The organism is Aquitalea magnusonii (assembly GCF_003202035.1).
Classification (GTDB): Bacteria; Pseudomonadota; Gammaproteobacteria; order Burkholderiales; family Chromobacteriaceae; genus Aquitalea; species Aquitalea magnusonii.
On sequence record NZ_QJKC01000024.1, the window covers coordinates 25,614 to 43,615 of the forward strand.

Here is an 18,002-nt window from a genome sequence, read left to right on the forward strand (position 1 = left end):
ACAGCCCGCAAGGAGTGTGGAGAGATGGATACGCAAGTGTTGGCCGCCATGGCCAAGTGGCCGAATGTGCCGGCGGTGTTTGGCTGGCTGCGGCTGGATGGACGCGGGCAGTGGTGGATACGTGATGAACGCCTGACGCATGCAGGCATGGTGGCATTTTTCAACCGCAATTACAGCCGCGACGCACATGGCCGCTACTATGTGCAGAACGGCCCGCAAAAGGTGTTTGTCAGCCTGGATGCCGCGCCACTGGTGGCGCGACTGGTCGATGGCACATGGCAGACACTGCCGTGTGATGACGACGTGCAGGCCCGTGCCGCCTTCATGACGCCCGAAGGCCAGCTGTTTATCGAAATTGCCGGCGAACTGGCCGTGGTGGACGACCGCGATCTGGCCACGGTGGCCGCCGCCGGCCTGGGGCAATGGGATGGCGATACCACACGGCTGCCCGCCACCCTGCAGCTGCACGACCATCCGCTGCCGCTCAGCCTGCATACCCTGCCGGCCCTATGGCAGCGTTATGGTGTGGTGACCCGGCCGCAAGCCTAGCAGGACTGACAATCCCCCCCCGCTGCCGCGCGCTGCCCGGCCTGCGCTACCGGCTAGTGCCGGAGCGCCTGGGCGCGTGCTCAATCCAGCCGTACGGCCCTGGCCCGGAGCAGGCGCTGGCGTCCGGCCAGCAGGCCGAAACACAGTGCAGCGCCAGCGATGCCGCCAAACAGCCAGCCGGCTGGCCGCCAGTTGCCGGCCGCATCATGGATGATGCCGGCTGCCAGCGGACCGGCGGCGGCGATGGTATAACCCACGCCCTGGGCCATGCCCGACAAGTGTGCCGCCACATGGCTGTCCGGCGAACGCAGCACCAGCAGGCTGAGCGCCATGCTGAAGGCGCCGCCCTGGCCTATGCCCAGCAGCACGGCCCACAGCCAGAGCTGGCCTGGCGGGGCATACAGCATGCCCAGCAAGCCGGCCAGCGTCAGCGTCATCACGCAGGCAATGGGCAGGCGCTGATCCGGGCAGCGCTGGGCCAGCAGCGGCACCCCCAGCGAGGCCAGCACCTGGCTCATGATGGACAGCGACATCATCAGGCCGGCATCCAGCGGCGACAGCCCGCGTTCGATCAGGATGGACGGCATCCAGCCAAACACGATGTAGGACAGCGAGGACTGCAGGCCCATGTAGGCGGTGACCTGCCAGGCCAGTGCTTCACGCCACAGGCCGCTGACCTGCCAGTGGCCGGCATGGCGCTGCTGTCCTTGCCCCAGTTGTGGCCACCACACGACGAAGGCCAGCAGGGCCGGGATCGCCCAGAAAGCCAGTGCCACCTGCCAGCGTTGACCAAACAGATGATCCAGCGGCACGGTGGCGCCGGCGGCCAGCGCCGCACCCAGACAGAGCGCCATGGTGTAAACGCCGGTCATCAGCCCGGCCTGCTGCGGAAAGTCGCGCTTGACGATGCCAGGCAGCAGCACGCCGATCATGCCGATGGCGGCGCCGGACAGCAGCGAACCCAGCAGCAGGCCGTGCAGGCCCAGCTGGCTGCGCAGGGCGATACCGGCCGCCAGCAGCAAGAGTACGGCGGCAATGCTGCGCTCGCTGCCAAAGCGGCGTGCCAGTTGCGGCGCCAGCGGGCCGAACAGGCCCAGGCACAGCACCGGCAGCGTGGTGAGCAGGCCGGCCATGGTGGCGGAAATGCCGATTTCGGTCTTGATCTGCCCCAGTACCGGCGCCAGGCTGGACAGGGCCGGCCGCAGATTGATGCCGATCAGCACCAGGCCTGCCACCAGCAGCCAGCGTGGTGTGGTGGGTACGGGGGCCTGCTGCACGCCATCATCATCGATTTCGGCGTCGATCAGCAGTTCGTCCGCCAGACTGGGCGGTGCAGAGGGGGGCGTGCGGGACATGGTTTTCTTTGCGGGAGGGGTTGAGCTGGCCACTGTCAGCCGGCGTTGGGTGGCAGCAGGGCATCCAGTGCCTGCAATAAGGGGCCGGTGACGGCTGCGGCGGCCTGGCCGGCCGCTGTGGCATCACGATTGCGAATGGCCGTGACAATGGCCTGATGCGAGGCCAGGTCCGGATCGGGCAGGGCCTCGTCCTGAATGGAAAAGCGGATGCCCAGTTGCACCGTGCGCGAGAAATAGCGGTACAGCTCGGCCAGTGCCGCGTTGCCGCAGGCATCGGCAATCGCCAGGTGAAAGTCCAGATCACGGGCAATGAAGTCGTCGGCGTTTGGGTACTGCTGCTGTTCGCCGCGTACCGCCAGGCAGCGTTCAATCCGGGCAATGTCCTGCTCATCGGCGCGCAGGGCTGCCAGCCTGGCCGTGCTTTCCTCCAGCACCGCCCGTACTTCCAGCTGCTCGCGCAGGCTGGCCCGGCTGATGCTGCGCATGGCCTCGGCCGGGCTGGTGATGGCGCGCACATAGGTGCCGTCGCCCTGGCGCACTTCCAGCAGGCCGGCATACAGCAAGACCCGGATGGCTTCGCGCACGGTATTGCGGCTGATGCCCAGTTGTTCGGCCAGCTCCGCTTCGGTGGGAATGCGGCTGCCCACGGCCCATGTGCCGCTGGTCAGTCGCTGGCCCAGTTCCTCCAGCGCCAGATCAACCAGGGAACGCTTGCTGTGTGTCAGTTTGCTCATGGTCATGCTCATTCATCCAATCATCCGATGTATTTTGCCGCATGCAGCGTTCAGGGGCAAGCGGGGTGAGGTGGGGAGTGGGGAGTGGGGAGTGGGGAGTGGGGAGTGGGGAGAGTGGCGGGCTGTCATCGCCCGCCTTACTGCTTATTTGGCTGCGGAAGCAGCGTCCTTCACGCATTTCTTCACAAAGCTGTTCTTGGCGGCGCCGGCCAGTTTCTTGTCGGCAGCCTTGCCTTCACACATGGCTTGCGGTGCGGCAGCCTTGCTGTCTTTCTCACATTTCTTCAGGAAGCTGGTCTTGGCGGCGCCAGCCAGTTTTTTCTCGGCCGCCTTGGCATCACAGCTGGCGTCTGCAGCCAGAGCGACATTGGCAGTGGCCAGGGTCAACAGTGCCATCATCACGAATTTGCGCATTGCAGTTTCCTTTAACGTTGGGCGGGAGACATTCCCGGCGGTCCGGCCGGCATCGAGGGTAAAAACCGGCCTTGGGCAAACTACCATAAAACACATGACAAAAATTATCCATTACGGATTGTTACAGCGCTTGTCAAAGTTTGTTCCTGATGCGCTTACTGGGCCGGCGACAGCGCACGGGCCAGCTGGCGTGCATTCTTGGCAGTCCAGCTATTGATCAGCTTTTTCAGCAGCTCGGCGGTGATGGCCTCGTCCTTGGTCTTGCTGCCCGGATTTTCCAGCAGGTTGACGCCGCCAGCCAGCAAGGTGTGATCCTGCGAGTCGTCAAGCTGACCCATGGTGGATACTTTCAGCAGATAGGGATCGGTGCCGGTGGCGAAGCGCGCCAGGTTGAAGGCGGCCTTGATCGGCAGGATGTCGCTGACTGCCAGGCCGGGTTTGTCCTGCTGGAAGCCGGTCACTGCCACGCGCAGGCGGGCCACGCCCGGCCCCGGCGCGGTGACGACCTGGATTTTTTCCTTGCGCAGCGCGGTTTCCATGCTCATGCGGTAGTAATGATCGATCTTGTTTTTTTCCGCGGCGACCAGCAGCTGCCAGTGGCCATCGGGCTGTCTTTCCAGAAAGGACAGCGGCTCCAGTATCACCGCGTGGTACTGCTTGAGGTCGGCGCCGGGTTTGAGATAAAGCATCTGGCCGGGTACTTTGGGATTGGGCTGGAAGGCTTCCGGCGGCAGATTGAACAAATGTTGCTGGTTTTCCTCGGCCAGGGCGCTGTGGCTGAGTGCGCTCAGGGCGATAATGGCGCAGGCAAGGCGGAAAAACGGTTTTTGCATAAGGTGTCTCCGGTATGGGGTGGGCAGCATGGGAGAAGGCGGCGAGCCGGGAGTTCCCTGCCGTCGGCACAACGGGTGCAGCGCTTACTATAGCTGTCATGACAGCGTGATGCTGGTGCGCATGCAGCTTTGCCAGTGGCAGGCCGCGGCAAGGCCAGCCGGCCCATGCGGCATGTCAGGCGCGGCCCTTGCTGGTATCATCACAGCCTTGCCCAATCACCCTGTCGCCGATACCCGCCGTGCCTGCCAAACCCAGACGAAAATCCCCTGCCTTGTGGCCACGCATCCTGTTGCTGGCCGTGCTCACTGTTGCCGCCTGGCTGAGCTGGGTGGTGATCATCCCGGTCGACCTGCCGCAATCCCCCTACAAGCTGACCATCGGCCCCAATCGCACGCTGGGGCAGGTGGCACGTAGCCTGGCGGATGAAGGCATCATCCGCAACCGCAATATCATGATGTTGCTGGGGCGGGCGCAGGGCATGGATCGCAAGATCAAGGCCGGCCTCTATCAGTTCAATGGCTCGGTCTCGATGTGGAACATCCTGCAGCGGCTGGCTGACGGCCATCCCGACGAGGCCAGCCTGACCGTGATCGAGGGCTGGAACTTCCGCCAGCTACGGCAGGCCATCGACCGCAATCCCGACATCGTGCATGAAGCGCGTGACTGGAGCGATGCGCAGTTGCTGCAGCAACTGGGGCTGAACGACATCAGGCCGGAGGGGCTGTTTTTCCCCAGCACCTATCTGTTCACCCCCGGCAGCAGCGATCTGGAACTGTACCGGCGCGCCTATGCCACCATGCAGCAGAAGCTGGAAGCGGCCTGGGCTGCGCGCAAGCCGGATCTGCCCTATCACACGCCCTACGAGCTGCTGATCATGGCCAGCCTGGTGGAAAAGGAAACCTCGCTGGATGCCGACCGTCCGCTGGTGGCGGCGGTGTTTGTCAATCGCCTCAACAAGGGCATGCGCCTGCAGACCGACCCCTCGGTCATCTACGGCATGGGCACGGCCTATCAGGGCAATATCAGCAAGGCCGACCTGCGCCGCGACACCCCGTACAATACCTATACCCGCAACGGCCTGACGCCGACGCCGATCTCGCTGCCCGGCCAGGCTGCGCTGGAAGCAGCCGCCAATCCGGCCAACTCCAGCGCCCTGTATTTCGTGGCCAAGGGCGATGGCAGCTCCTATTTTTCGGAAACACTGGAACAGCACAATCAGGCCGTGCGCAAATACATTCTGAAGAAAGGCTCCAATGACTGAGCACACCGGGCGTTTCATCACGCTGGAAGGCATAGACGGCGCCGGCAAGAGCACGCATCTGGGCTTTATCCGCGACTGGCTGGCCGCGCAGGACATCGCGGCTGAATTCACCCGCGAACCGGGCGGCACCCCGCTGGGCGAGCAGGTGCGCGCGCTGTTGCTGGCGGTGGACACCCAGGTCTCGCTGGAAGCCGAAACCCTGCTGATGTTCGCCTCGCGCCAGCAACTGCTGTCCAGCCTGATCCGCCCGGCGCTGCAAGCCGGACGCTGGGTGGTGTCCGACCGTTTTACCGACTCCACCTTCGCCTTTCAGGGCGGTGGGCGCGGTGTGCCGGCCGAGCGTATTGCCGTGCTGGAAAACTGGGTGCAACAGGGCCTGCAGCCCGATCTGACCCTGCTGTTCGATGTGCCGCTGGAGGTTGCCAGCCAGCGCATGGCCGGCAGCCGCCAGCTGGACCGTTTCGAGCAGGAAAAAGCCGATTTCCACCAGCGGGTGCGCGATGCCTATCTGCAACGGGCAGCACAGGACCCACGCTTCCGCGTGCTGGATGCCACCCGCAGCATCGCCCAGCTGCAACAGGAAATCGCCGGCCATCTGACCGCCTTGCTGGAGCAACGCTGATGCTGTTTCCCTGGCAACAGCAAGACTGGCAGCGGCTGAATGCCGAGCGCGCACGCCTGCCCAATGCCTGGCTGTTCATCGGCCCGGCCGGCACCGGCAAGCTGGAATTCGCCCTGCATCTGGCACAGTCGCTGCTGTGCGAACAATTGCAGGCCGATCACCAGCCCTGCGGCCAGTGCGAGGGCTGCCGCTGGTTCGAGCATGGCACCCACCCCGACTTCCGCCGCCTGTCGCCGCAGACCGAAGAAGAGGAGGAGGGCAAGGAAGCCAAGCCCGGCCGCAAGCTGCCGCTGATCAAGATCGAGGCAGTACGCCAGGTGATCGAATTCGCCCATCTCACCGCCCACCGTGCCGGACAGCGCATCGTGGTGGTGGAGCCGGCGGAAAACCTCAATCCGGCTGCGGCCAATGCCTTGCTGAAAATCCTGGAGGAACCGCCGCAAGACGTGCTGTTCCTGCTGGTGGCGCAGGCGGCACAGCGCCTGCTGCCCACCATACGCAGCCGCTGCCGCCAGTTTCCCTTGTCGGCCCCCAGTCCGGCTCAGGCGCTGGACTGGTTGCGCCAGCAGGGCGTGAGCAATGCCGAGGCCGAACTGGCCCACAACGGCGGCGCGCCGCTGTTCGACCATGACCCGGTGCTGGCCAAGCTGCGCAGCCAGTTTGTCGATGGCCTGGGCCAACCCACGTTTGCCAGCATCCTCAATCTGGCCGAGCTGGTGGACAAGCAGAAGCTGCCGCTGGCCATTCCGCTGGGCTGGCTGGGCAAATGGCTGCACGATCTGGCTGGTTTGAGTCTGGCGGGGATTGTCCGCTATCATCCCGAACAGCAAGCGGTATTGCAGCAGCTGGTGGCGCGTTGCGACCCGGTGGCGCTGATGCGTTGCCAGGACGCCCTGCAACAGCTGGCCCCGTTTGGCCAGCACACGCTCAATACCCGGCTGCAGCTGGAAGCGCTGCTGATGGATTATCTGAAGATTTTCGCCGGAGGCCGCCAGGGCTGATCGCCTGCCGCAGCACGGCAGCGTCGGCCAGCTATAATGCAGGGGCCAGGTGGATGGCGGCTCGTGGCAGCATGACGCAGCATGACAAGGAAAGCGGAAAACGCGCATATGGAAAATACCACTCGTCCCGACCTTAGCCGCCCCGGCGTGCTATCGCTGCACATCAAGGAGCGCAGCGCCCTGTTTGCCGCCTACATGCCCTTCCTGAAAAACGGCGGCATCTTCATTCCCACCAACAAGGACATGAAGCTGGGCGAAGAGGTGTTCCTGCTGCTGACCCTGATGGACGAGCCACAGAAAATCGCCGTGCAGGCCAAGGTGGTCTGGATCACCCCGGCTGGTGCCAATAACAGCCGGGTACAGGGCATAGGCGTGGAATTTTCGGCCGGAGAAGCCGGCAACCAGGCCAAGGCCAAGATCGAAACCCTGCTGGGTGGCGTGCTCAACTCCAGCCGCCCCACCCATACCATGTAATCCCGTTGCCCGGCTGTGGCCGGGCACATTGCCAGCCAGATACCACACCATGCTTGTCGATTCGCACTGCCATATCAATTTCCCCGACCTCTCCAGCCGTCTGCCCGAGGTGCTGGCCAATATGCAGCACAACGGTGTCGAGCTGGCGCTGGTGATCGGCGTCTCCCGCCCCAAATACCCGGAGGTGCTGGCGCTGGCGGAAAACCACGACAATCTGTACGCCACCGTCGGCATTCACCCGGACGACCCGGATGCCGAAGAATTCAGCGAAGATGAACTGCTGGCCCATGCCGCCCATCCGCGTGTGGTGGGCATTGGCGAAACCGGGCTGGACTACCACTGGTGCAAGGGCGACCTGGAATGGCAGCACCAGCGTTTCCGCACCCACATCCGTGCCGCCAGGCGCGCCGGCCTGCCGCTGATCATCCACACCCGTGAATCGGCCGCCGACACCATCCGCATCCTGCGTGAAGAGGGGGCCGGGCAATGCGGCGGCGTGATGCACTGCTTTACCGAAAACTGGGAAGTGGCACAGGCCGCGCTGGACATCGGCTTTTATATCTCCTTCTCCGGCATCGTGACCTTCAAGAACGCTGCGCAGATCAAGGAAGTGGCGCAAAAAATGCCGCTGGAACGCATGCTGGTGGAAACCGACTCGCCCTATCTGGCCCCGATACCCTATCGCGGCAAGCTGAACGAGCCGGCCTATGTGCGCCATGTGGCCGAACATATTGCCGAACTGCGCGGCATCAGCTTCGAAGAAGTTGCCGCCGCCACCAGCGACAACTTCTATCGCCTGTTCAGCAAGATCCAGCGCCCGCAAGCCGGGCAGCAAGGCTGATGCCATGAGCGCACTGCAGCCGGGTCAACTTGAAATCACCATTCTCGGTTGCGGTTCCAGCTCCGGCACCCCGGCCATCGGTTGCCAGTGTGCCACCTGCACCTCAAGCGATCCGCGTAATCACCGCACCCGCTGCTCGGCCCATATCCGCTGCGGCGAGCTGGGTCTGCTGATCGATACCGGACCCGACCTGCGCCAGCAGGCCCTGCGCGAAGGCATCCGCCAGGTAGACGCCGTGCTGTATACCCACCCGCATGCCGACCATCTCAACGGTATCGATGACCTGCGCGCCTTCTGCTATGTCCGGCAAGGCGCGGTGGTGCTGTATGGCAATGCCTTCACCATGGACAATATCACCAGCCGCTTTGGCTATGCCCTGCAGCCACCCTCCAAAGTGTGGGACAAGCCGGTGCTGCTGCCGGAAGTGGTCAGTGGCCCCTTCCAGCATGCCGGCCTGCCCATTACTCCCATCCCGTTGCAACATGGCAGCTGGCCCTGCCTGGGCTGGCGCATCGGCAATGCCGCCTGGCTGACCGACCTGTCGCATATCCCGGATGACAGCCTGGCGCTGCTACAAGGGCTGGAGGTGTTGTTTCTGGACTGCCTGAACATGGATGGCTACCCCTCGCACCTGGGCTTTCATCAGTCACTGCAGTGGGCGGCACGCATCGGCGCCCGCCGCACCGTGCTGATCCACATGATTCACCGGCTGGAATACCACGCGCTATCGGCGCTGTGCCCAGCGGGAGTCGAAGTGGGCTATGACGGCTTGCGGGTGGTGGTGTAGTTGCATTATTGGTAACTGCTCATTGGTATCTCTGTCCCTTGGTCTGGCATGCCACTATCTCCTGATTCTTTACCCGGCGTGCTATTTTTGCTGCAAAAGCCTGACCATAAAGTGTTTTGCCGCATGCCAGCGCTGACAACAAGCGATGTAAGGACGGGGAGTGTCGTGAGCTAATCGATATTTCCATGTCGAGACAGCTTGTAATGCCTTGAAAAGCTTGCCATACCTTTTTGCTAAGCTCAGGATTGTCGATTACAATGCCATAGTGATTACTTTGAAGAAGTTGCCAGGCAGGGCCCTCCCCTGAAGCTGTAGGCCAGTTCCACTGGTTCTGACTTGCTGGCCATTCATTGCATAATGTTTACTCAAACATGGAGTTTGATATGAAGAAAATTTTGCTTCTGGCGCTGCTCGCTACTTTCGGTACTGCTCAAACTGCTTTTGCTGTTGGTGAAGAAGCCGCTGCAGTCGCTCCGGGTTCTGCTGGTGGTGCTGCCGCCGGGTCTACTGGCGCCGCCGCAGGTGCAGGTGCTGGTACAGCAGGTGCTGCAGCCGGTGCTGGTGCTGCTACGGCAGGTGCGGCAGCAGGTGCAGTCGGTGCTGCTGCAGCGACCACCGCAACGATTGGTCTGGGTACGATTGCTGCAATCGGTGCCTCTGTTGCAGGTATCGTTGCCGCTGCTTCGAGCAACAGCAACTCCACCAGCACCCACTCCACAGCATCTCACTGATGTTGTTGTAGTCTGTCTCGCCGTTTTTGCCCAAAAGCCACTGATTTGGTGGCTTTTCTCATTTTTCAGGTTCTATGCGCATCATTTTTGCCAGAAAATTATTTGTAACCGCCATGGCCATGGGGTTGGTGGGGGGCGTACAGGCCGCACCCAATCTGGATGGGCAGGATGGTTACATAAAAATGCCAAATGCATTAACGGGGACTGATGGGACTTGGAGCTGGGGTAATAGTTTTGACCGGCCATATAGTACAACCTGGACTTCAGTCAGTTTTCTGCCCGTGGTGCAGGCTGGTTTTCGCTATGTCGGTGTGATTGGTGTTCCCGGATTTACCGAAGAGCCTTATAAAAGTGAATATGGTCGCTACAAGGACAAGGTTTTTGATGTAAAGATTCAATTGCTTCCCGAAAGCCGCTATCTGCCTGCCATCGCATTTGGCCGGCTGGACTTGTTTGGTACTAATTTGTGGCGAGCAGATTATATTGCCATGACCAAGAATTTTGGTTCGCTGGAAGCCAGCCTGGGTTATGGCAGTGGCCTGATCGACAAGGCCTTTGGAGGGCTGCGGTGGACGCCTGAGCGCTTTCCAAGCTGGTCTTTGGTTGGCGAGTATGATGCGCATAATTACCAGAAAGATTTTAACAGCGCATCGACCTTTGCCTCGCAACGCAAAAAGGGCGTGAGTACCGGTATCGAATACCGCTGGGGCTGGCTATCCACTCAGGTGGCACACCAGAATGCCACCAATAGCATCAATTTCATGGTCAACATCCCGCTTAATGAGCGGGAATTTGTCCCCAAATTTCAAGAGCCGGGGTTTTACTCGCCTTCCGAATTGCCCACGCGACCCAGCGCTGCGCAATGGCAAGAGGATGATTCGTATCAGATCAAGCTTGCCAAGGCACTGCAAAAACAAGATTACGCTCTGGTTAGCAGTAGCTACGCCAATGGCACATTGTCCCTTAATCTCACCAATACCCGTATTTCCAATGTAGGGCGCAGCGTGGGGCGGGCAGTCAGAACTGCCTTGTACTTCATGCCATTGGAGACAAAAGCCATCAAGGTGACGCATACCGAAATGAGTATGCCGGTGGTGACATATGAATTCTTCAATTTGCCCAAATTGCAGGAATACCTGGCAGGAAAAATCAATCGTGAACAGTTCAATCAATATGTACTGGTCCGTTCCGCAGACTCCAGCGACCTGATTGTTCAGGATGACCAGACGGCTACGGCGATTGCTGCTGGCCTGCAGGAGGGGATTGATTTCAATGTGGTCTCGTCAGAAGATGGCGATATCGTACAGTTGCGTAGCCGGGATTCCCTGCTTAATCGTATAAAAATTGCGCCCAAGGTCAGTTTTTTCTTCAACGACCCAAGTGGTGCCTATTTGTATGATTTGAAAGCGGTTGCAAATTATGATCGCCGGCTGGGCTCGGGTTTGTATTTTAATTCGGAAGTCGGCGCTACGATCGCTACCAACAATACCAAAAATATGAAGGCCTCCAATAGTTTGCTGCCACATGTGCGCAGCGATGTGGCCGAGTATATCAATGGTAGCCGGGTGAAAATTGACCAGGCAGTGGTCAATCAGTTTTTCAAGCCGGGGACGGATTGGTATGGAAGATTTTCTGCCGGTATCTATGAAGAAATGTTTGCCGGTAGCGGTGGCCAGTTATTATATTCTCCGGCAGGCAAACGCTGGTCTGCTGATTTGAGTATTGATGCATTGCGCCAGCGAGATATCTATGGCGGCCTGGGTTTCCGCCACTACGATACATTGCAAACGCTTTTGTCAGTCCACTATCGCCTTCCCTATGACATGACTGCGACAGCAAGGGCTGGCCAGTTTCTGGCCAAGGACGAAGGGCTGCGTTTTGAATTGAAACGACGCTTCCGTTCAGGTATTGAAATCGGCGCCTGGTATACCTATACCAATGCTCATGATATTACCTCGCCAGGCTCGCCAAATTCTCCCTATCAGGATAAAGGGGTGTTTTTCTCTATCCCTCTTGGTCCCATGCTTACAATGGATAACCGCTCGGTTGGCAATTTTGCCTTGTCACCCTGGAGCCGAGATGGTGGTCAGATGGTGGCCAGTCCGGGCGATTTGTACGGAATTGTCGAAAACAGCCAGCGTGATGCCTCACGTTTTGATGGCCTGGGTAATTTCTCGGAAAGAAACGACGAAATCAATCACCCGGCAAATGCCAATCCGATTGAAACATTTCAGCCGTGGCCTGCGGTAAAATTGCGGCTCGATGATTCCGTCAACGAGTTTCCGGAATTGTCGCCCCTGGTACAGGGCAGTTTGTTGGCAACCGGGGCAATTGGCATTGCGGCCCTGTCGGATAGCCGTTGGGACAGCTTGATGAAACATGGCCAGCATAACCGCTTGCTCAAATACTGGGGGGATGGTGCCAGCGCAGCACCGGTCATCGGGGCCGGGCTTGCGGGTATGGCCATGGCTTTCGGCGATGAACGTCTGCAGAATACCGGCTTTATAGCCTTGCAGGCCGCCGCGGTCTCTGTTGCCGGCAATATGGCGATCAAGCAGGTGGTCAACAGGGCCCGTCCGGGTGATGGAAATGGTGCCTGGTCTACCCAGCCGGCAGGGGAGTCGCGTAGTTCCAGTTCGTTTGCATCCACCCATGCGGCAGCCAATTTCGCACTCGTGACCCCTTTTGCTTCCGAATATGATGCTCCCTGGCTATATGGTGTTGCAGCCGTAGCATCGTTGGGGCGTACTGCTAACCGGCAACACTGGTTATCCGATGTGGTCGCTGGCGGCCTGGGTGGTTTTGCAGTCGGAAAATGGCTGTGGAGTTCACAGCGGGATGCCAGCCGTTACCAGACCATGTTTGGTCTTGCTCCCAATTCGGCCAGCATCACGGTGCAGAAATCATATTGATCGCGAAGTAGGCGTCTCCCTGGAGGAGACGCCGATTGAAGCAGGCTAATGGTTAGCCGACAGTTGTCGGCCTCTGATATTTTGAAAACAGGATGTTCCGTAATGATCAGAAAAGAATTTCGTAACCAGGGCGCAAGGGTCGTTATCAGCATGGCGATGCTCTTTCCTGGTTTGGTGCTGGCGGCCAATAGCGATGCCGCTGCGGCAGCGGCTTCGGCCAGCAATCCCTTCCTGATGCCAAGCTACCAGGCGGGTGCGGATACGGGACTGCCATCCATCACCAATGTGGTCTCACCGGCAGCGGGCGGCGGGGCGGTTCAGGCGCCGGCTGCACAGCTGCAGCCGCTGGCCAGCTTTGTTACCAGCCATCAGGAGTCGGCCTTTGCCCAATATGTGGACGGGGTGACCGGCAGCAAGCTGGATGTGTTTGGCAGCAACCTGTTTCAGAGCGTGCCCACTACGTTTGCTCCTCTGAATGCCACCCAGGTCAATGGCGATTACGTGATTGGCGCGGGTGACGAACTGCAAATCCGTGGCTGGGGCATGGTCGATATCGATCTTACCGTTCCGGTAGACCGCTCCGGCAGCATCTATCTGCCGCGGGTCGGCAGCGTAAAGGTGGCCGGGGTGCGTTTCCGCGATCTGCAGGGATATCTGAAGAAATCAGTCAACCGGGTTTTCACCAACTTTGATCTTACCGTCAGCATTGCCCAAACCCGTGCGGTACAGGTGTATATGGTGGGACATGTGGTGCGGGCCGGCACCTATACCCTCAGCGCCATGAGTACCCTGCTCAATGCGCTGTTTGCCTCTGGTGGCCCTTCCGGTACCGGGACCATGCGTAATATCCAGGTCAAGCGGGGCGGCGAAGTGGTCACCACCTTCGACCTGTATGACATGCTGGTCAAGGGGGACAAGAGCCATGATATTCCGCTGCAGGATGGTGATGTCATCTACATCCCCGAAGTCGGTTCACAAATTGCCATTACCGGCAATGTAAAACAGCCTGGCATTTACGAACTCAAAGGCAGCACCACGCTCGCCGATGTGGCCAGCTGGAGTGGCGGCTTTGATTCCGCTGCGGAAAACCAGCAAATCATTATTGAAAAAAACGTCGATAACAAATACCAGCCCTTGGTCGACCTGCATGGCAGCAGCGAGCAGCTGGCCAAACAACTGCCGCAGTATCCTGTGGCGCCCGGCAATATCCTGCGGGTATTCGCCCCGTCCGCCGTGGCGGTACAGGCGCAAAAGCAACGCGAATTTGTCACCGTGGCTGGCGAAGTCAAGCAAACCGGTGTGGTGCAGATCCAGAAAGGAGAAACCCTGCGCGAGCTGGTGTCGCGCCTGGGCGGGGTCAGCGACAACGGTTATGTCTTTGCCACCAGGGTGACACGCGGCAGCATTGCTGCGGTACAGCAGCAAAAGCTGGACGAACTGGCCGACCGCTTTGAAAAAGATGCCACCACCAATGCCCAGCAGCGTATGGCGGGGCTGACCGATGCCGGTTCGATTGCCAATATCCAGGCCGAACTGGCACGGCAGCAAGCATTGGCCAAGAAAATGCGCTCCATCAGGGCAGAAGGGCGCATCGTGCTGGAGCTTGGCAATGGCAAGGCCGCAGTGAAGAACCTGCCGGACCTGCCGCTGCAGGATGGTGACCAGATCTACATCCCGCGCCGGCCCGACACGGTTGATGTGCTGGGTTCGGTCAACCAGCAGTCCGCCTATATCTACCGCAGCAACCGTACAGCAGCCGACTACCTCAAGCTGGCTGGCGGGATTACCCGTACCGGAGATGAAGGTGCCATGTATCTGCTGCGTGCCGATGGCACTGTCGACGCCCAGGGTGGCTGGCTGGGTGGGGTAGCAGGTAGCAATGTCAATCCGGGGGATGCACTGGTGGTGCCGGAGAAGATCGACCGCAGCACCTGGATGGAAAACATCAAGGAATGGACCACCATCCTCTACCAGTTTGGCCTGGGTGCTGCCGCCCTCAAAGTATTGAAAAACTGAACCCCGTAGCCTGTTGCCCTGATGGGCGACAGGCTAGCCAAGCAATGCATGGGCACCGGCCCAAGTTTACGAGAAAGTCGCCAATAATGACGGATACCACCCGTGAAGCAGCACAAGTCCCGGTTGAAACCGAAATGGATTTACTGGCTGCGCTGACGGTCATTCTTAAACACAAAAAAATGATTGCCGCGTCCACCCTGGGCCTGAGCAGCGCCGCGCTGCTGGCCAGCTTGCTGATGACGCCAATCTATACCGCAACCAGCAGGATCATGCCGCCACAGCAGCAAAGCTCCACCCTTACTGCAATGCTCGGGCAATTGGGTTCACTGGCCGGGGCTGCCGGTTCAATCGCTGGCCTGAAGAATCCGAATGATTTGTATGTCGGCATGTTGCAAAGCCAGAGCGTGGCCGACAACCTGATTCGCCGTTTCAATCTGCAGCAGCGTTATGAAGCCAAGACCATGATTGACACGCGTGAAAAGCTCTCCCGCGTTGTTGACATCCTGTCAGGCAAGGATAGTTTGATCACGGTATCGGTTGATGATAAAGACCCCAAGTTTGCCGCTACCCTGGCCAATGCCTATGTGGAAGAACTGAGTAAGGTCACCCAGCGGTTGGCAGTAACCGATGCCGCCAAGCGCCGGCTGTTTTTCGAGCAACAGCTGAAAGAGACCAAGGACAAGCTGGCAGATGCCGAAGTCGCCCTGAAGAAAACCCAGGAACAAACCGGCATCCTGCAACCGGAAGGGCAGATCCAGGTCATCGTATCCAATATGGCGCAGTTGCGCGCCGGCATTGCCAGCAAGGAAGTCGAGCTGAGTGCCATGCGCAGTTTTGCCACCGCACAAAACCCCAATTTGCTGAAAACCGAGCAGGAATTGCAAGCCATGCGCGCCCAGCTGGCCAAGCTGGAACAAAACCAGGCTGCCAAAGGCGCCGATATTTTTGTGCCCACCGGCAAGCTGCCGGAAAGTGGCATGGAGTATATACGCCGTCTGCGCGATGTGAAGTACTATGAAACCATGTTTGAACTGATGGCCAAGCAATTCGAATCCGCCAAACTGGATGAGTCCAAAGACTCCTCCAGTATTCAGGTATTGGATACTGCAACTGCGCCGGACAAAAAATCCAAGCCCAAGCGTGCTTTGATCTGCATTGCCGGGTTTATTACAGGCTTGTTTTTTGGTCTACTTGGCGCTTTTGTTCGTGAGGCCTATATCATTAGCCGGAGTAGTGACCAGAACGGACGCTGGAAAGCACTTGCTGCCGCCTGGAAAAGTCAGAAGTCATCGTGATATCGTGATATCGTGATATCGTGATTCGGCCGTTTTTTACCATACAGGTGAATCAGGCATGTCTGTTGTCTATTTGGTGCAACTGTAACTGACAAGGTTACTACTTGAGATGGGGCAGGGCCAATAAAATGCCTGTCACCTTCACCATCAGCATGGTGCCCTATGCCTGCTGTCAATCAATCATATTTGACTCCTGCCGCATGCGGAGGGGACTGATTTTGATTATTTAAGATCGCAGTGATTGTTTGTCATTTCTATGGCATGAGTTTTCCTGTTGTGTAATTAAAGTGGGAAATATCCGGCCGGCAACTGCAATACACATGACTGTGTATCCATCACACCATTGCATGGTGTATTCGATGAAAATGGATTAGACATGCAACGTAAAGGTATTATTCTGGCCGGTGGTAGCGGCACCCGCCTGTATCCGGCAACCCTGGCGGTCAGCAAACAACTGCTGCCCATCTACGACAAGCCAATGATCTATTACCCGCTCAGCACCCTGTTGCTGGCCGGTATTCGCGACATCCTGATCATTTCCACCCCGCAGGACACCCCGCGCTTCGAGCAACTGCTCGGCGATGGTAGCCAGTGGGGCATCAATCTGCAGTACGCAGTACAGCCCAGTCCCGATGGCTTGGCCCAGGCCTTCATCATTGGCGAAGATTTTCTGGCGGGGGCAGCTTCCGCCCTGGTCTTGGGTGACAACATCTTTCACGGGCATGATTTCCCCAAACTGCTGAAAGCGGCCAACGCCAAGCAGCAAGGCGCCAGCGTGTTTGCCTACCACGTACAGGACCCGGAGCGTTATGGCGTGGTGGAATTCGACGCCCAGGGCAAAGCCTTGTCCATCGAAGAAAAACCTGCCACTCCGAAGTCCAACTATGCCGTCACCGGCCTGTACTTCTACGACAATCAGGTCGTCGACATTGCCAAGTCCATCCGCCCCTCACCACGCGGCGAGCTGGAAATCACCGACGTCAACAACCGCTACTTGCAGCAAGGCCAGCTGGATGTGCAAACCATGGGCCGTGGCTATGCCTGGCTGGATACGGGTACCCACGAATCCATGCTGGAGGCCAGCCAGTTCATTGCCACTGTGGAAAACCGTCAGGGCCTGAAAGTCGCCTGTCTGGAAGAGATTGCCTACCTTCAGCAATGGATAGATGCCGCACAACTGGAAAAACTGGCGCAACCACTGAAAAAAAATGCATACGGAATGTATTTGTTGCAGCTGCTGAAATAAAGACCACCTGACTCATGAAAATCATTGATACCGCAATCCCGGATGTAAAGATTATCGAGCCTGCTGTGTTTGGCGATCAGCGTGGGTTCTTCTTTGAGAGCTTTAATCAGAAGCACTTTGACAATGCCATTGGTCGGCCGGTCAATTTTGTTCAGGATAATCACAGCCGATCAAGCAAAGGCGTTCTGCGTGGCCTGCACTACCAGCTGCCACCGTTTGCCCAGGGCAAACTTGTGCGTTGTGTGGTGGGGAAAGTCTACGATGTCGCAGTCGATATCCGCCGTAGCTCGCCCACTTGCGGTCAATGGGTTGGCGTCGAGCTATCCGCCGACAACAAGCGCCAGTTGTGGATCCCGGAAGGCTTTGCCCATGGATTTGTCACCTTGTCGGATGCTGCCGAGTTTTTATACAAAACAACCAACTATTGGGAAAAATCCGCAGAGCGGGCCATTGTCTGGAATGATCCTGTTTTGAATATAGAATGGCCTGAAATCGATATGCCTCAGCTCTCGGCAAAAGACCTGGAGGGCGCGTTTTTTGAAAGCGCTATCCTGTTCGATTAGGATGCTCCATTTTTTGCATGATTATCCTGGCTGTATTGGATCAAAGTTATTGAAAGATAGTGACAATGCGGAATATGAATTTTGATGTTATCAGTGGGCGGAAAATCCGCTTCGCTCTGGTCGGCTGCGGCCGCATTGCCAACAACCATTTCGGCTCGCTGGAAAAGCATGCCGACCGCGCCGAGCTGGTGGATGTCTGCGACGTAGACCCGGCCGCGCTGCAAGCTGCCGTCGAGCGCACCGGCGCCCGTGGCCACAGCAATCTCACCGATATGCTGGCGATTACCAATGCCGACATCATCGTGCTGACCACCCCGTCCGGCCTGCACCCGAGCCAGAGCATCGAATGCTCGGAAGCCGGTTTCCA

18 protein-coding genes are annotated in these 18,002 nt (G+C 58.8%); 14 read left to right on the forward strand and 4 right to left on the reverse strand.

What is annotated here, in order from left to right:
* The first annotated feature begins 24 nt into the window (after window positions 1-24).
* A complete protein-coding gene (locus DFR38_RS18645) occupies window positions 25-549 on the forward strand; it encodes a DUF2946 family protein (protein ID WP_110313760.1) in 525 nt (174 codons plus the stop codon).
* Window positions 550-629: 80 nt separating this feature from the next.
* Here the strand turns inward: DFR38_RS18645 and DFR38_RS18650 are convergent, their stop codons facing one another.
* From DFR38_RS18650 to DFR38_RS18665, 4 genes are all read right to left on the reverse strand, one after another.
* Complete coding sequence (locus DFR38_RS18650) at window positions 630-1,904, reverse strand: CynX/NimT family MFS transporter (RefSeq protein ID WP_110313761.1); 1,275 nt, start codon at window positions 1,902-1,904, stop codon at window positions 630-632.
* A 35-nt stretch (window positions 1,905-1,939) separates the two neighbouring features.
* Window positions 1,940-2,638, reverse strand: a complete 699-nt coding sequence (locus DFR38_RS18655) for a FadR/GntR family transcriptional regulator (protein WP_211310790.1) — start codon at window positions 2,636-2,638, stop codon at window positions 1,940-1,942.
* Window positions 2,639-2,782: 144 nt separating this feature from the next.
* Window positions 2,783-3,052 carry a hypothetical protein gene (locus DFR38_RS18660; RefSeq protein WP_110313763.1) on the reverse strand — a complete coding sequence of 90 codons (270 nt, stop codon included), beginning with the start codon at window positions 3,050-3,052 and terminating at the stop codon, window positions 2,783-2,785.
* A gap of 155 nt (window positions 3,053-3,207) precedes the next feature.
* The gene (locus DFR38_RS18665; RefSeq protein WP_158527765.1) at window positions 3,208-3,885 is read right to left on the reverse strand and encodes a DUF3313 domain-containing protein; all 678 of its coding nucleotides are present in this window, start codon (window positions 3,883-3,885) and stop codon (window positions 3,208-3,210) included.
* A gap of 272 nt (window positions 3,886-4,157) precedes the next feature.
* On the opposite strand from DFR38_RS18665, the gene mltG reads away from it, so the two are divergent.
* From mltG to DFR38_RS18730, 13 genes are all read left to right on the forward strand, one after another.
* The gene (gene mltG / locus DFR38_RS18670; RefSeq protein WP_059286491.1) at window positions 4,158-5,147 is read left to right on the forward strand and encodes an endolytic transglycosylase MltG; all 990 of its coding nucleotides are present in this window, start codon (window positions 4,158-4,160) and stop codon (window positions 5,145-5,147) included.
* Window positions 5,140-5,769 (forward strand): dTMP kinase, encoded by a 630-nt coding sequence (gene tmk / locus DFR38_RS18675; RefSeq protein ID WP_059286492.1) that lies wholly within the window; start codon window positions 5,140-5,142, stop codon window positions 5,767-5,769. Before mltG ends, tmk begins: the two co-directional genes overlap by 8 nt.
* Window positions 5,769-6,770 (forward strand): DNA polymerase III subunit delta', encoded by a 1,002-nt coding sequence (locus tag DFR38_RS18680; RefSeq protein WP_110313765.1) that lies wholly within the window; start codon window positions 5,769-5,771, stop codon window positions 6,768-6,770. Before tmk ends, DFR38_RS18680 begins: the two co-directional genes overlap by 1 nt.
* A 108-nt stretch (window positions 6,771-6,878) precedes the next feature.
* Window positions 6,879-7,244 carry a PilZ domain-containing protein gene (locus tag DFR38_RS18685; protein ID WP_059286493.1) on the forward strand — a complete coding sequence of 122 codons (366 nt, stop codon included), beginning with the start codon at window positions 6,879-6,881 and terminating at the stop codon, window positions 7,242-7,244.
* A 49-nt stretch (window positions 7,245-7,293) separates the two neighbouring features.
* Window positions 7,294-8,085: a TatD family hydrolase gene (locus DFR38_RS18690; protein WP_110313766.1), complete on the forward strand. Its 792-nt coding sequence runs from the start codon at window positions 7,294-7,296 to the stop codon at window positions 8,083-8,085.
* 4 nt (window positions 8,086-8,089) lie between these two features.
* Window positions 8,090-8,872, forward strand: coding sequence for an MBL fold metallo-hydrolase (locus DFR38_RS18695; protein WP_059286494.1), 783 nt, complete (start codon window positions 8,090-8,092; stop codon window positions 8,870-8,872).
* 383 nt (window positions 8,873-9,255) lie between these two features.
* Window positions 9,256-9,603 carry a hypothetical protein gene (locus DFR38_RS18700; RefSeq protein ID WP_110313770.1) on the forward strand — a complete coding sequence of 116 codons (348 nt, stop codon included), beginning with the start codon at window positions 9,256-9,258 and terminating at the stop codon, window positions 9,601-9,603.
* A 74-nt stretch (window positions 9,604-9,677) separates the two neighbouring features.
* On the forward strand, window positions 9,678-12,515 hold the full coding sequence (locus DFR38_RS18705) for a YjbH domain-containing protein (protein WP_110313767.1): 2,838 nt from the start codon (window positions 9,678-9,680) through the stop codon (window positions 12,513-12,515).
* A 156-nt stretch (window positions 12,516-12,671) separates the two neighbouring features.
* Window positions 12,672-14,531 carry an SLBB domain-containing protein gene (locus tag DFR38_RS18710; protein WP_211310792.1) on the forward strand — a complete coding sequence of 620 codons (1,860 nt, stop codon included), beginning with the start codon at window positions 12,672-12,674 and terminating at the stop codon, window positions 14,529-14,531.
* On the forward strand, window positions 14,468-15,826 hold the full coding sequence (locus DFR38_RS18715; RefSeq protein WP_239688717.1) for a GumC family protein: 1,359 nt from the start codon (window positions 14,468-14,470) through the stop codon (window positions 15,824-15,826). The genes DFR38_RS18710 and DFR38_RS18715 overlap by 64 nt, the downstream gene beginning before the upstream one ends.
* Window positions 15,827-16,202: 376 nt before the next feature.
* The gene (gene rfbA, locus DFR38_RS18720) at window positions 16,203-17,072 is read left to right on the forward strand and encodes a glucose-1-phosphate thymidylyltransferase RfbA (protein ID WP_059286500.1); all 870 of its coding nucleotides are present in this window, start codon (window positions 16,203-16,205) and stop codon (window positions 17,070-17,072) included.
* 14 nt (window positions 17,073-17,086) lie between these two features.
* Window positions 17,087-17,635 (forward strand): dTDP-4-dehydrorhamnose 3,5-epimerase, encoded by a 549-nt coding sequence (gene rfbC, locus DFR38_RS18725; protein WP_059286501.1) that lies wholly within the window; start codon window positions 17,087-17,089, stop codon window positions 17,633-17,635.
* Between the two features lie 74 nt (window positions 17,636-17,709).
* A partial coding sequence (locus DFR38_RS18730; protein ID WP_158527767.1) for a Gfo/Idh/MocA family protein occupies window positions 17,710-18,002 on the forward strand: 293 nt, incomplete at its 3' end.

Bases quoted from the DNA above. Each gene is read 5' to 3' on its own strand.
- DFR38_RS18655 (WP_211310790.1), bottom strand. From the start codon at position 2,638: ATGAGCAAACTGACACACAGCAAGCGTTCCCTGGTTGATCTGGCGCTG.
- DFR38_RS18690 (WP_110313766.1), top strand. From the start codon at position 7,294: ATGCTTGTCGATTCGCACTGCCATATCAATTTCCCCGACCTCTCCAGC.
- DFR38_RS18705 (WP_110313767.1), top strand. From the start codon at position 9,678: ATGCGCATCATTTTTGCCAGAAAATTATTTGTAACCGCCATGGCCATG.
- rfbA (WP_059286500.1), top strand. From the start codon at position 16,203: ATGCAACGTAAAGGTATTATTCTGGCCGGTGGTAGCGGCACCCGCCTG.
- DFR38_RS18715 (WP_239688717.1), top strand. From the start codon at position 14,468: ATGGACCACCATCCTCTACCAGTTTGGCCTGGGTGCTGCCGCCCTCAA.
- rfbC (WP_059286501.1), top strand. From the start codon at position 17,087: ATGAAAATCATTGATACCGCAATCCCGGATGTAAAGATTATCGAGCCT.
- tmk (WP_059286492.1), top strand. From the start codon at position 5,140: ATGACTGAGCACACCGGGCGTTTCATCACGCTGGAAGGCATAGACGGC.
- DFR38_RS18645 (WP_110313760.1), top strand. From the start codon at position 25: ATGGATACGCAAGTGTTGGCCGCCATGGCCAAGTGGCCGAATGTGCCG.
- DFR38_RS18710 (WP_211310792.1), top strand. From the start codon at position 12,672: ATGCTCTTTCCTGGTTTGGTGCTGGCGGCCAATAGCGATGCCGCTGCG.
- DFR38_RS18700 (WP_110313770.1), top strand. From the start codon at position 9,256: ATGAAGAAAATTTTGCTTCTGGCGCTGCTCGCTACTTTCGGTACTGCT.
- DFR38_RS18685 (WP_059286493.1), top strand. From the start codon at position 6,879: ATGGAAAATACCACTCGTCCCGACCTTAGCCGCCCCGGCGTGCTATCG.
- DFR38_RS18695 (WP_059286494.1), top strand. From the start codon at position 8,090: ATGAGCGCACTGCAGCCGGGTCAACTTGAAATCACCATTCTCGGTTGC.
- DFR38_RS18680 (WP_110313765.1), top strand. From the start codon at position 5,769: ATGCTGTTTCCCTGGCAACAGCAAGACTGGCAGCGGCTGAATGCCGAG.
- DFR38_RS18660 (WP_110313763.1), bottom strand. From the start codon at position 3,052: ATGCGCAAATTCGTGATGATGGCACTGTTGACCCTGGCCACTGCCAAT.
- DFR38_RS18650 (WP_110313761.1), bottom strand. From the start codon at position 1,904: ATGTCCCGCACGCCCCCCTCTGCACCGCCCAGTCTGGCGGACGAACTG.
- DFR38_RS18665 (WP_158527765.1), bottom strand. From the start codon at position 3,885: ATGCAAAAACCGTTTTTCCGCCTTGCCTGCGCCATTATCGCCCTGAGC.